Source organism: Nostoc sp. (assembly GCF_036917975.1).
Lineage (GTDB): Bacteria > Cyanobacteriota > Cyanobacteriia > Cyanobacteriales > Nostocaceae > Nostoc.
The window spans coordinates 18,689-32,743 of the sequence record NZ_JBALEJ010000012.1 but is presented as its reverse complement, the minus strand read 5'-3'; the positions used below and the strand labels follow the sequence as shown (position 1 = coordinate 32,743).

Below are 14,055 nucleotides of genomic sequence, written 5' to 3'. Positions count from 1 at the left end.
CCAAAATCTAAAATCCAAAATCCAAAATTGAATTGCCCAATGCCCCATTACCAGAGGTTATTATGTCTGCAAATACTTTAACTACCAGCCATCCTAGAGATGTACAAGTTGCTGAAATTGGTAAAAATACTCTGATTTTGCGATCGCGGACTTGGGACAGACTAAAATTTGAGGTTGAGTATTCCCGCCAAAAAGGAACTACGGCGAATTCTTATCTGATTCAAGCTGATAAAAAGGCTTTAATTGACCCTCCTGGCGAATCTTTTACCGAAATTTACCTTGAGCAACTAGCACAACACCTAGACTTTATTACCCTAGATTACATTGTTCTCAGTCATGTCAACCCGAACCGCAGAGCAACCTTGCAAGTATTACTCTCTCTGGTTCCTCAAGCCACGATAATTTGTTCTCGCCCCGCCGCCAATGCTCTAAAAACTGCCTTTCCCGAATTTGAATCACCTATTCAAGCGATGCGATCGCAAGATACTTTAGATTTAGGACAAGGACACAATCTATCATTTATTACCGTACCAACTCCCCGTTGGGTGGATGGACTTTGTACTTACGATCCCGTCACCAAAATTCTCTACACAGACAAACTTTTTGGCGCTCATATTTGCGAAGATACCTTGTTTGATGAAGATTGGAAGGGATTAGATGCAGAACGCCGTTACTATTTTGAATGTCTCCATGCGCCCCAAGCTAAACAAGTCGAAGCAGCATTAGATAAATTGTCGGTTTTGGGAGCCAGATGTTACGCCCCAGCACACGGCCCGGTTGTTCGTTACAGCCTTAGTCGTTTTACCTATGATTACCGTCAATGGTGTCAAGGGCAAAAATCTCAAGAATTAAGTGTTGCTTTGCTTTATGCTTCTGCTTATGGAAATACGGCAATTTTGGCAAATGCGATCGCTCAAGGTTTGATTCAAAATGGAATTAATGTAGAATCAATCAACTGTGAACTAGCAGACTCGGCAGAAATTACCCGCATTGTCGAAACCTGTGATGGTTTGATTATCGGTTCACCCACTTTAGGCGGACATGCACCAACTCAAATTCAAACAGCTTTAGGAATAGTCCTCTCGGTGACAGCTAAAACTAAGTTAGCAGGGGTGTTTGGTTCTTACGGTTGGAGTGGAGAAGCAATTGATTTAATCGAAAGCAAGCTCAAAGATGCAAATTATCAACTAGGATTTGAAACAATTCGGGTGCGTTTTAGTCCTACTCCTGAGATTCTCCAGCAGTGTCAAGAAGCAGGCGCTTCCTTTGCCCAAAACTTGAAGAAAACCAAAAAGCTGCGTACTTCCCGCCAGATTGTCACAGAAACCCATGTAGATCGTACCGAACAAGCTGTGGGGCGAATTATTGGTTCTTTATGTGTTGTCACAACTCGTGATGAAGAAACTCACAAAGGAGTTTTAACTTCTTGGATATCTCAGGCAACTTTTAACCCACCAGGAATTATGATTGCGATCGCTAACAAGCAAAATGCAGATTTAATGCATCATCCTGGTGATAAATTTGTGCTGAATATCCTCAAAGAGGGAAAAAATCTGCGACGCTATTTTTCTCGTCATAGCACCTTAGGAGATAATCCCTTTGCAAATCTTGCCACACAAACTGCTCTTAATGGTTGTCTGATTCTAAATGAGGCATTAGCTTATTTAGAATGTACGGTGCAAAATCAGCTTGAATGTGGCGATCGATGGTTAATTTATGCTGTCATCAATCACGGTGAAGTATTGGAAAGTGATGGTATCACTGCTTTAGAGCATCGGAAATCTGGCAGTTATTATTAATTGACCACTTGTATGAAAGGGAGTGGGGAGTAGGGAGTGGGGAGTAGGGAAACTAAGAAAGCTTTTCCAAAAAGCGGGGTTTCAACCAATATGCGATACAAGGATTTTTTCTCTGACGAGACGCTGTTCGCGTTCGCGCCACTTGCAGGCGTTAGCGTGTAGCGGGACGTACCCCTACGGGGATCTTGCTACGCGGTAGCGTCTCTAAGAGTTGTACGGCTTTAAACCTAAATCGAGGGCTAATTTCTTCCCCTACTCCCTACTCCCTACTCCCTACTCCCTACTCCCTACTCCCTACTCCCGCCCCGAAGGGGTCATAAATCTACATACTTTTAAAAGTTATAACTTCTTTATACCTCGATTGGATTTTACAAACATCCTCTAATCTATAGGTTGAGTGAGACTTCTTGAATACTGTCAAAATTTGGCAATGATTCTTTCACTGCTTCTTCAGTAGCTTGGATGCGTAGTTTACCGCCGTAGGCATCGCACCTTTTAGCAAATTGACAATAATCACAGGTTTTGCTATCCGCCCCAACTTGCGGAAACTGCTGGTTATTTTGGTAATTTTCTAGCCAATTAGTTAACTGGCTTAATAGTTGATTAAGTTTCTTTCCTGTTTGTGTATGTTGAGCAGTACTGTAATTAAATTTAATATTTTGGGGTTTTCCTTCAGATTGAACAAACCAGTAAGTCATGGAAATCTTTTCTGGTAAATAATCGCTAGTTTCTGCCAATAGATATAGATAAAGCCGTGTTTGCCAGTTGGATTCTAACTTGCGTTTATTGGGTGGCTTTGGATAAGTTTTCCAGTCGAGAATTTGCGCTTGTTGGTTATCTGCAATCAATAAATCATAGACAACTGTCAGCAAATAATCTTGAAGTTGCAGAGTGCGATAGTGTTCACTTTCACGGAAAGTTTGATTATCAGATGCAGCCGTTAAGATTTCTGGGGCTGCATCGGCAAAACCTAGCATCCAGCTTTGCAATTGAGCATCTGCTTGCAGGAAACTATCAATAGGCAAACCCATTTCTCGCTGCTGCATTAGCAAGTGAAAGCGACTACCTAAAGTTAGCCGTTCTTCTTGTTCTGGATTTGAGGGCGAATTGAGTTTTTCTAAGTAGGTATGTTGAAATTTACGCGGACAAGTTTCTAGTAAGTTAAGTTGTCCTTGAGACAGTCGCAATATTTGAGTTGAAGTTGATAGCATTCTTCTATTTTAGAAGTAAATTATAATCTGCAACTCACCGAAATAGTGCTGAGTGCTGAGTAACGAGTGCTGAGTAAAAAAAGAATCGCACTGGTTAAACGCACCGCTACCGCTAACAGCACTCAGCACTCCTGAAAGATAGTTCTCACGTTTGCTATTTAAACTCGTCTTGATCTACCTCATCCTGGTGATTGGAATCTTTAGTTTTTCCTTGGGACTTGCTTGAGCCAAAGCTGTAGGCCATAGCTATTTTAACGATGTCAAAATATGCCGGGTGATTAGCTTTGTTAACGATCGCTAAAGAAATAGATCCTGCCACTAAGATAACTAAAAGTGGCGAAACTGGTTCTAACCCAGAGCCGTTGTTGTTGGGCATGATATAATCTCCAAATGGAAAGTTACGAAGCCTTTGGCTAAGTGGAAGTTAGTCAAAGGCTATTTATTGCCAAGATGGGCTTAACCCCAAGACTCAAATATCATTGCGATCGCAAATAGACACATTAGGAAAATTCCTATCCTCGCAACCCATAACCATAGACTTGCGGATAAAAGCATCCCAACTATCGCATTTGCCCCTAAAGCATGAGACACAACCAAGGCTATTACCAGCCCCAGCAGCCCCAGCAGAAAATATTTGAGTCCTATAAAAAACCACTTGAACAGCAGATTATCGTTATCTTTGAAACTGGGTTTCATATTTTTTTCCTGTTTTGAAAGTTGAATCTAGGCAGCAGTTAGCACTCCCCTGACACACTAAAGAAACAGCGAATATCCACAGTTTTGCTCCCACCAAGTCAAAATACACAACAGTCATACTCCTGAGTAGAGTGGGAATGCCAACGAAGGTGGTCTTAATATTTGCAGATCGTGAAAAATTAAGCTCTTTGATGAATTACCAGGGCAATCTGGTGAGATGTTCAATGCGCGTAGTGCGCTTACGCGCATTGAACCCTCGAAATTCCTACAGGCAATTTGTATACTTGCCTATTTCAGAATTTGCAGTTTTAGTCTTTGCCTTCATCTATTACTCACTAAGTTTCTTTTATTCACCCGTAAGCTTACTAAGTCACCGTTGTTTCAGCAACTAACCTCACTATAAGATAACTAAGTGAGCTAGGTCAAGGTAAACTATAGAGAAAATTATTTAAATAGCATAAGATACTACAAACTCGGCTGAAGTCTCCAAATTAATCCTGACTTTTGGGACTTCCAAAAAAAATACTCAGCTACTTCTTGTGGGGTGGGCATCTTGCCCGCCCATATACAAAGGCAGATGCCCCACCCTACAATATTTGGTAATTTATTTGTTGGAAGTCCCTTCGTGCCAAAGGGACTTTCAAATAAAAAATACTAACCTGTCTCACTCACTCGTAGGCAGTACACAGGTAACTTATGTGAGATCACAAGAAATTCTGACAACTGAACCTTAAGTACTTGGCTAAAAAGGCTCAATTTGATATGGTTGATCAACATATCAGATTGATATATCAAAATGCTGAAGTTGGCAGTATTAGGTCTATTACAGCGAGAGCCATTAAACGGTTATCGGCTCAAACAGCAACTAGAGATGTTTATGAGTAGCAGTATTTGTGTCAACTATGGTGCGATTTATCCTCTTCTGAAGCGTATGGAAGAACAAGGTGAAGTGAGCTTATGTGCAGAACAAATAGAAGAAGGTGGACATTGTGGAAAAGTATATGAGATTACACCCCTTGGCAAAAACACTTGGTATCGAGAGATGTTGGCATATCCTCATGAAAGCTGGGTAAATGCGCGATCGCGATTCATAATCAAATTTTTTTTCTTTGGTCATTTATTACCCGAAGAACGAGTGCGGTTAATTGAACATCGATTGATGTCATGTCAGTTACGCCTTGCAGAGAAAAAAGCACTGGAAGTCTCTGATGATTTATATCAAGGGAAAGTGCGAAGGCGGGCGATTGAAGTCATCAAATCGGAGATTGAGTGGCTAGTTGAGCAACTCCAAATAGAACAACTGCAATTAGCTCAAACGCAAACCTCAATCAAGAGTGCTGAGTAAAACAGTTTTAACACCAAAAACTTTTGAAGTATCCTAACTAACTATGTGGATCGTCAAACTTGCTTTACGTCTTCCGTATACATTCGTGATCGCCGCTTTGATGATTGTGATCCTTGGTGTAGTAACAATATTTAGTACACCAGTTGATATTTTTCCCGCAATTAACATTCCGGTTGTCAGCGTAGTTTGGACTTACACTGGTACGACATCTGAGGAAATGGCACAGCGAATCGTCACCATTAGCGAACGCGCCATGACCACAACCGTTGGTGACATCGAACATATTGAGTCTCAATCTTTAAGTGGTGTTAGCGTCGTCAAGGTTTTTTTCCAACCCAACGCTAATATTGCCTCAGCAGTCGCTCAAATTACCTCTGTCAGCCAAACAATTCTCCGCCCTTTGCCACCGGGGATCACACCGCCATTCATCATTCAATACAACGCTTCTTCGGTGCCGATTATCCAGATGAGTGTTAGTAGCAAAACCTTGCCAGAAGAAGCACTCTTCGACTATGCTACCAACTTCGTCCGCACCCAATTAGCAACAGTGCAAGGAGCGAGTGTACCTCTGCCCTATGGTGGTAAACCCCGGCAAATCATGGTTGATATCGATCCTCAAGCGATGTTGGCTAATGGCATTTCTGCCCAAGATGTGACGAATGCTGTCAGTGCCCAAAACCTGGTTTTACCGGCAGGGGATATGAAAATAGGCGATCGCGATTTCGCCGTACAAATAAACAATAGTCCAGATGTGGTGGCAGCCCTCAACGACTTGCCAATTAAGCAAGTTAATGGTACTGTCATTTCCATTCGTGATGTCGCCCAGGTAAGAGATGGCTTTGGTGTGCAAACGAATATTGTACGTCAGAATGGCAGGCGATCAAGCTTACTTAGTATCCTCAAGAGTGGCAATGCCTCGACAATTGATGTGATCGAGCGGGTCAAAAAAACTTTGCCTCGCATCCAATCCACCTTACCCCCAGAACTGAATCTAGCGTTTCTGTTCGATCAATCTATATTTGTGAAAGCTTCTATTCAAGGCGTTCTCAAAGAAGGATTGATTGCAGCCTGTCTTACCGCGCTGATGATTTTGATTTTTTTGGGAAGTTGGCGCAGCACCTTAATTGTAGCGGTATCGATTCCCCTCTCGATGCTAGTTTCGATTATTGTCATGAGTCGTTTGGGACAAACTTTCAACATCATGACCTTAGGTGGTTTATCCTTAGCTGTTGGGATTCTGGTAGATGATGCCACAGTAGAAATTGAAAATATCCACCGCAATCTCGGACAAGGTAAAGCAATCAAGCGAGCAATCTTAGATGGGGCGCAGCAAATTGCCACTCCAGCACTTGTAGCAACATTATGTATTTGTATTGTCTTTGTGCCGGTCGTGTTTCTCAGTGGAGTGGCAAAGTACCTATTTGTCCCCCTAGCGATGGCGGTAGTATTTGGGATGCTTGCTTCCTATGTGCTATCTCGGACTGTAGTCCCGACAATGGCAAGTTATCTTTTACCACATGAAGCTGACTGGCATAGAGAAAACGAGGAGCATCATGGTAACAATAACCATCATCAAAATTTGCCAGTTCAAAACAATAATGGTAACAACAGCCATCATCTAGATTCGCCAGTCCAAAACAATAATGGCCGCGACAATCACCACACCCATTCACCAGTCGAAATCCATGATCATCGCGACAACCACCAAACGGAAGAGGCAACAACTAATACTGTCCAACCTGTGAAGAAAGATTGGATATGGCGGCTACACGAAAAATTTAACCGACAATTTGAGAAATTTCGCAGTTGGTACTATGGTGTCCTGACCTCAGCATTAAATCACCGTAGCATAGTCTTTGTGCTATTTGGTGCATTTATCGTCAGTGCCGGAGTTTTATTGCCGTTCGTCGGTCAAGACTTTTTCCCGGAAGTCGATGGCGGTCAGTTTAGCCTTCATGTTCGAGCCTTACCTGGTACTCGTTTGGAAGAGACAGAAAGAATTGTCAGCCAAGTTGAAGGCGTTATCCGCCAGACTGTACCGAAAGAGAATCTTGCTCTGATTCTGGATAATATCGGCTTACCCACCAGTGGCATTAACCTTACTTATGGCTACAACGGTGCCACAATTGGGCCGGCTGATGCTGATATTCTTGTCTCCCTAAAAGAATCTGGTGCAACTTATTCTTACGTCAAGGAACTCCGCCAGAAATTGAAAGCGACATTTCCCAACTACACCTTCTTTTTTGAGCCGGCTGATATTGTGACTCAAATTCTCAATTTCGGTTTGCCGGCTGCTGTTGACGTGCAAATATCTGGCCCTCTGAAAAACTCAAAAGCCAACTTTGAAATTGCCCAACAAATCGCCGCGCGGATGACGCGTATTCCTGGGGCTGTAGATGTACATCTCCAGCAAGTTGTTGATGCTCCCAAATTACGTCTTGATGTCGATCGCACCGAGGCTCAACAATTGGGGATGACCCAGCGTGATGTTGCCAATAGCGTCCTCACTTCCTTAAGTTCAAGCGGTCAAGCTGCAATCAACCAATGGCTAGATCCCAAAAAAGGCGTGAGTTACACCTTGGCTGTACAAGTTCCCCAATATAAACTTGACTCCATTGACAGCCTAAAAAATACGCCAGTTGATAACGGTCAAAATGCACCCCAACTTTTGGGTAATTTGGCTACTGTCAAACGCGATACAGTGATGCAAGTTGTGAATCACTACAACATTCAGCCAGTTTTCGATATCTACGCTAACTCCTCTGGTCGTGACCTGGGGGGAGTTGCCAGCGATGTAAATCGAATCATCGCTGATTATCAGAAAAAATTGCCTAAGGGAAGTCAGATTAATATCCGAGGGCAAGTGCAAACGATGAACTCCTCGTTTTTAGGACTTGGTTTAGGACTTGTGTTTGCAATTGTGTTGGTTTACTGCTTAATGGTAGTGAACTTCCAATCTTGGCTCGATCCCCTGATTATTATGATGGCGCTGCCAAGTGCCTTAGCGGGGATCATTTGGATGCTGTTTGTCACCCGCACTACCCTAAGCGTCCCTTCGTTAATGGGTGCAATTATGAGTATCGGTGTGGCAACATCAAACAGTATTCTGATGATCACTTTTGCTAACGAGCAACGTGTAGAAGGAGAAAATGCTTATAAAGCATCCCTAGCGGCGGGTTATACAAGGTTACGTCCGGTGTTAATGACTGCCTTAGCCATGCTGATCGGCATGGTGCCAATGTCTCTTGGTCTTGGTGAAGGTGGTGAACAGAATGCGCCCTTGGGTCGCGCTGTAATTGGTGGCTTGTCTGCGGCAACAGTGGCAACTTTGATCTTTGTACCTGTTGTCTACAGCATTATGAGGCGTCAACCACCTCGTCCTATTGATGAAGAGGATGACGATTTAAATTTTTCAGATCCAAAGACAGCCTACTCGTTATCATCATCTCAAGGCAAGTCATGAGCAATTCAAAAGATCGCGCTCAGAATTGCCTAACTTCTCTACGAGACTTGGGCATTGGTCTTTGCATCGAATGGCACTAAGAAAAGGTGAAAGGCTTGTGTCACCTCGTTCCCAGTCTGAAGACTGGGAATGTATTCCAAGGGGCTGCTGCCTCTGGTCAGCCCTCTGGAGGCGGAGCCTCCAAGAATGGGTTCCCAGCCTGGAGGCTGGGAACCAGTTAGGGCAAAGCTTATAGCTTTTCTTAGTGCCATTCGTCTCTGCGTCCCCAATCCCCAGTCCCTATGCTAAATTTCTGCAAATTAGATAATACAGGACAGTTTACCTATGGATTCTCAACATCGTCCATCTCCTGATTCTGAAGAACAAAAGACTTCTAAAAAACAAAAACGCGGCATCGGTGGAATTGGTTGGGCTGTACTTGGTGCTGTTTTTTTTGGTAGCCTACTGGCCATAGGCATTCTACCCCGGTTGGGTCAAAAGTCAGAATTACAAGCAGCAGTCAAGGAAGCAAGCATAGTCCCCTCAGTCAACGTAATCACTCCCCGCCGCGCTACTGGTGCTACGAAAGTGGAACTACCTGGCAGTGTTGTAGCCCTGAATCAAACGACCATCTACGCTCGCAGTACTGGGTATTTACGGCGGTGGTACGCAGATATTGGCGATCGCGTCCGAGCCGGTCAGTTGTTGGCTGAGATTGACTCACCAGATACCAATCAGCAAGTTCTGCAAGCGAAGGCAGAGTTAGTGCAAGCACAAGCCAATGTGTCTCAAGCTCGTGCTAATTTGGCTAAAGGTATTTCTGATTTGAAGCAAGCCCGCGCTAATCTATTGATAGCGCGTCAGAGTTGGGAGCGCTGGCAGATTCTTGTCAAGAAAGGTGCTGTAGCTCAACAAGATGCAGATACAAAATATGCTACATATCAAGCTAATCTTGCTAGCGTTGAATCAGCACAAAACACGATTAACTCTGACTCTGCTAACCTCAATGCAGCACAAGCTAGCTTCTACGCCAGTCAAGCAAACTACCAGCGTAATATCCTCTTGCAGTCTTACACGAAAGTCACTGCTCCCTTCGCGGGAATAATCACCGCACGGAACGTCAATACAGGTGTTTTAATTTCATCAGGTACTAGCAACACTACTACTAGTAGTAGCATCAGCACCACCAGCACCAATACTAGCAACACTAGCCTTTACACTATTGCTGATTATAACAAGCTAGATGTAAATATCAATGTTCCACAAAGTTTATCAGGGTCACTGAAGATTGGTCAAACAACACAAGTTACAGTCAAGGAGTTACCACAACGAGTGTTTGCAGGTAAAGTAGTGCGTACTAGCAATGCTATAGATCCAACTACTCGCACTTTGCTCACACAATTAGAAGTACACAATTCCGACGCTACGTTGCGACCTGGGATGTATGCCAATGTCAAATTAGACATTAAGCGCACTGATCCTCCCTTTATTTTGCCAGATAGTGCCTTAGTCGTTAACGCCGGAGGTACGCAGGTTGCAACTGTAACCAAAGATAAAACAGTGCATTATCAAAAAGTTGCTGTTGGGCGAGATTATGGTACTGAAGTAGAAATTACATCAGGTCTGACAGGAAAAGAATCGCTCATTGCTACTCCTACGGTTGATGAGACAGAGGGTTTGCACGTGCAGCCAGTCGCACAAACAAAGTAGGTCGGCGTAAATAATTATCGTTGGGATAAGGCAGTTCTTGCAGGGGGCAGGGAGAGAATAATGAAACCAATTCGCAATTCGCAATTCGCAATTCGCAATTCGCAATTAAATAAATTTTTAACTCCTAACTCCTAACTTCTAAACTCAGCACTCGGAACTCGTAACTCAGCACTCTTTAAGTGAGGTACAATAAACTAATTGGCGCGATCGCGCACTCATCAAAAAAAGCCCAAGAAAGTATTCCCAGAGCAACAAATGTCTGTAATGTTATCTCACTATGTGAGGTAACATTGGTTTGTAGTGTGTCTTTGTGTGAGTATGAGTGTCATTCCCGAAAACGTTCTTTTGGCTTTCGCCGAAAAACGGTGCTTGTCTAGCAGCGAGATAGAAGTGTTTTTATATGCTGTTGAGGGACAATCGCCAAATGCGATCGCTAAAAAATTGGCAATCAGTGCCGAAGCAGTACGCAAAAGATTAAGTGAAGTTTACAAGAAATTTAATGTTATTGGTAGCGGTCCAGGAAAGCTCACTAAGTTACAGCAAGTTATTGAATCTGAATATCAAGCATCTTTACTAAATGAGAAATCCATTACCCAAAATCGCCAAGATTGGGGTGAAGCGCCTGGCGTTTGCTTTTTTCGGGGACGCATAGCAGAATTGTCTCAGCTACAGCAGTGGCTAATTGAAGATAATTGCCGGCTAGTGGCAATATTGGGAATGGGCGGAATTGGCAAAACTGCTTTATCGGTGAAACTGGCGAAGGAAGTTCAAGAAAACTTTGAGTATTTGATTTGGCGAAGTCTCCGCAATGCGCCACCCATAGCCGAAATGTTAGCGAACCTGATCGGATTTTTATCTGATGAGAGGGAAACAGATTTGCCAGAAAGCATAGATGGTAGAGTAACACTGCTGATTCATTATTTACGAGAGCATCGTTGTCTTGTGGTATTTGATAATACAGAGACAATTTTACAAGAAGGCGATCGTGCCGGACACTATAGACAAGAATATGAAGATTATGGTCAACTACTGCAACGGGTAGGAGAAGAACTACATCAAAGCTGTTTGGTGCTGACATCTCGCGAAAAACCAAAAGAATTTGCTCCTTTAGAGGGAGAAGAATCACCAGTTAGAACATTATCATTAGTCGGTTTAGAACAAACAGAAGGGCAAGAAATTCTCCAAGATAAAGGGTTATTTGGCTCACAACAAGAATGGGCCAAACTAGTTGAGAAATATTCTGGTAATCCTTTGGCGTTAAAGCTAGTTTCTCAACCAATTCGGGAGTTATTTGGTGGTGATATTGCTGCCTTTCTGGCTGAAGGCGAGATCATTTTTGGCGACACCCGAAATTTACTAGACCAGCAATTTGAGCGGTTATCAGAGATCGAAAAAGAAATAATTTATTGGCTAGCAATCAAGCGCGAGTTAGTTTCTCTAGACGAATTGCTCAATGATATTGTGCGTCCCTTGACCAAAAGGGAAGTGATGGAAGCACTAGAATCACTGCGGCGGCGATCGCTAATTGAACAAAGAACAGCAATTTTCACCCTCCAGTCTGTGGTGATGGAATACATGACCGACCGACTGGTTGAACAGGTTTGTCACGAAATTACCACTCGCGATCTGAGACTATTTATGAGCCATGCTTTAATGGAAGCAACGGCCAAAGATTATATTAGAAACACTCAAATTACCCTGATTATTAAACCAATCGTAGATAGATTATTAAATATTTTTAGATATGCTAAAAATATTGAACATCATCTATATCAAATTTTATTGTATCTGCGACAGGTTCCCCAAACAGCAGCTTATGCAGGTGGAAATCTGCTAAATATCCTTTGTCAATTACAAACTGATTTTAGCGGCTATGACTTTTCTAACTTGGTTATTTGGCAAGCATATTTACAAAGTGTGAATTTGCATCGGGTAAATTTTACCAATACTGATTTAGCTAAGTCCGTTTTTTCAGAAACATTAGTTAGTATTTCGTCAGTAGCATTTAGCCCCAATGGAAAACTTTTGGCTACAGGTGATGCTGATGGCAAAACTTACTTGTGGCAAGTTGACGAGGGCAAGCTACTTTTTACTTGTATTGGACATAGCAGTTGGGTAAAATCAGTAGCTTTTAGTCCCGATGGGCAAACTTTAGCTAGTGGCAGTGATGACCAAACAGTGAAGTTATGGGATGTTCATAATGGTAAATGCCTGAAAACTTTGCAGGGACATAGCAATTGGGTCAGGTCAGTTGCCTTTAGTCCCGATGGTCAAACCTTGGCTAGTGGCAGTGAAGACCAAACAGTGAAGTTATGGGATGTCCGCAATGGTAAGTGCCTGATAACTTTGCAGGGAAATACCAATCGAATTATGTCAGTTGCTTTTAGTCCCGACGGTCAAACTTTGGCTAGTTGTAGTGAAAAGCAAACAGTAAAGTTATGGGATGTTCGTGATGGTAAATGCCTGAAAACCTTGCAAGGACATAGCAGTTGGGTAAGGTCAGTTGCTTTTAGTCCCAATGGAGAAATTTTAGCTACTGGCAGTGATGACCAAACCGTGAAATTATGGGATGTTCATGATGGTAAATGCCTGAAAACTTTACAGGGACATACCAATCGAGTCTGGTCAGTTGCCTTTAGTCCCGATGGGCAAACTTTAGCTAGCGGTGGTGACGACCCAACAGTGAAGTTATGGGATATCCGTAATGGTAAGTGTCTAAAAACCTTCCAGGGACATACTAATCGGGTACGGTCAGTTGCTTTCAGTCCCGATGGGCAAACTTTAGCTAGTGGCAGTGAAAACCAAACAGTGAAGTTATGGAATGTCCAGAATGGTAAATCTTTGACAACTTTGCAAGGACATAGCAATCGGGTTAGGTCAGTAGCTTTTAGTCCCGACGGTCAAACTTTAGCTAGTGGCAGTGAAAAGCAAACAGTAAAATTATGGGATGTCCGCAACGATAAGTTCATCAAAATTCTGGAGGGGCATAACAGTTGGGTACGGTCAATTGCCTTCAGTCCTGATGGTCAAATTTTAGCTAGCGGTAGCGAAAAACAAACAATTAAATTATGGGATGTTCAGACGGGACAATGCCTCAGAAAATTGCAGCAACATACTAATCGAATTAGGTCAGTTGCTTTTAGTCCCGATGGTCAAATTTTAGCTAGCGGCAGTGACGACCAAACAGTGAAATTATGGGATGTCCACACCGGAAAATGTCTCCAAACCTTGAAAGGGCATACCAGTTGGGTAAGATCGGTTGCCTTTAGTCCCGATGGTCAAACTTTAGCTAGTGGCAGTGAAAACCAAAGAGTCAGGTTATGGGATATTTATACAGGAAAATGTATCCAAGTTTTAGAGGGACATAGCAATCGCATCAGGTCGGTTACTTTTAGCCCAGATGGTCAAACTTTAGCTAGTGGCAGTGATGACCAAACAGTGAAGTTATGGGATATTTATATGGGCAAGTGCTTGACAACCTTGCAAGAACATACAAATCGAGTCTGGTCAGTTGCCTTTAGTCCCGATGGACAAATTTTAGCTAGTGCTAGTGAAGACCAAACAGTAAAATTATGGGATGTCTACAATGGCAAGTGTCTAAAAACCTTGCCAGGGGCTAATTGGGTAAAGTCAGTGGCCTTTAGTCCCGATGGTCAAACCCTGATTTGTGGCAGCCAAGAGGAGACAATTAAGCTTTGGGATGTATCGACGGGTGAGTGTCTAAGAACACTGCGATCGCCACGACCCTACGAAGGAATGAATATCACTGGGGTTACAGGGCTAACCGCAGCGCAGTTAGTGACGCTAAAAGCTTTAGGGGCAGTGGAAGATGGAGAGCAAAAATAAAAGGTA

At 43.0% G+C, this 14,055-nt stretch carries 9 protein-coding genes; 5 read left to right on the top strand and 4 right to left on the bottom strand.

The window, feature by feature from the left end; all coding sequences use genetic code 11:
- Positions 1–62 precede the first annotated feature (62 nt).
- The gene (locus V7K76_RS03630) at positions 63–1,799 is read left to right on the top strand and encodes a diflavin flavoprotein (RefSeq protein WP_334774409.1); all 1,737 of its coding nucleotides are present in this window, start codon (positions 63–65) and stop codon (positions 1,797–1,799) included.
- A 386-nt stretch (positions 1,800–2,185) separates the two neighbouring features.
- Here V7K76_RS03630 and V7K76_RS03625 read toward each other — a convergent pair whose 3' ends face one another.
- From V7K76_RS03625 to V7K76_RS03615, 3 genes are all read right to left on the bottom strand, one after another.
- Positions 2,186–3,010: a PD-(D/E)XK nuclease family protein gene (locus V7K76_RS03625; protein WP_334774408.1), complete on the bottom strand. Its 825-nt coding sequence runs from the start codon at positions 3,008–3,010 to the stop codon at positions 2,186–2,188.
- A gap of 154 nt (positions 3,011–3,164) precedes the next feature.
- A complete protein-coding gene (locus tag V7K76_RS03620) occupies positions 3,165–3,386 on the bottom strand; it encodes a hypothetical protein (RefSeq protein WP_334774407.1) in 222 nt (73 codons plus the stop codon).
- A gap of 80 nt (positions 3,387–3,466) precedes the next feature.
- On the bottom strand, positions 3,467–3,706 hold the full coding sequence (locus tag V7K76_RS03615) for a hypothetical protein (RefSeq protein ID WP_334774406.1): 240 nt from the start codon (positions 3,704–3,706) through the stop codon (positions 3,467–3,469).
- Between the two features lie 796 nt (positions 3,707–4,502).
- On the opposite strand from V7K76_RS03615, the gene V7K76_RS03610 reads away from it, so the two are divergent.
- Both V7K76_RS03610 and V7K76_RS03605 read left to right on the top strand, forming a co-directional pair.
- A complete protein-coding gene (locus V7K76_RS03610; RefSeq protein WP_334774405.1) occupies positions 4,503–5,051 on the top strand; it encodes a helix-turn-helix transcriptional regulator in 549 nt (182 codons plus the stop codon).
- Between the two features lie 43 nt (positions 5,052–5,094).
- Positions 5,095–8,514 (top strand): efflux RND transporter permease subunit, encoded by a 3,420-nt coding sequence (locus tag V7K76_RS03605; protein WP_334774404.1) that lies wholly within the window; start codon positions 5,095–5,097, stop codon positions 8,512–8,514.
- 38 nt (positions 8,515–8,552) lie between these two features.
- Here V7K76_RS03605 and V7K76_RS03600 read toward each other — a convergent pair whose 3' ends face one another.
- Positions 8,553–8,765: a hypothetical protein gene (locus V7K76_RS03600; protein WP_334774403.1), complete on the bottom strand. Its 213-nt coding sequence runs from the start codon at positions 8,763–8,765 to the stop codon at positions 8,553–8,555.
- Positions 8,766–8,838: 73 nt separating this feature from the next.
- Between V7K76_RS03600 and V7K76_RS03595 the strand changes: the two genes are divergently transcribed.
- Together V7K76_RS03595 and V7K76_RS03590 are read left to right on the top strand one after the other, a co-directional pair.
- Positions 8,839–10,203, top strand: a complete 1,365-nt coding sequence (locus V7K76_RS03595; protein WP_334774402.1) for an efflux RND transporter periplasmic adaptor subunit — start codon at positions 8,839–8,841, stop codon at positions 10,201–10,203.
- A gap of 318 nt (positions 10,204–10,521) precedes the next feature.
- Positions 10,522–14,049: an NB-ARC domain-containing protein gene (locus V7K76_RS03590; RefSeq protein ID WP_335029685.1), complete on the top strand. Its 3,528-nt coding sequence runs from the start codon at positions 10,522–10,524 to the stop codon at positions 14,047–14,049.
- Positions 14,050–14,055 lie beyond the last annotated feature (6 nt).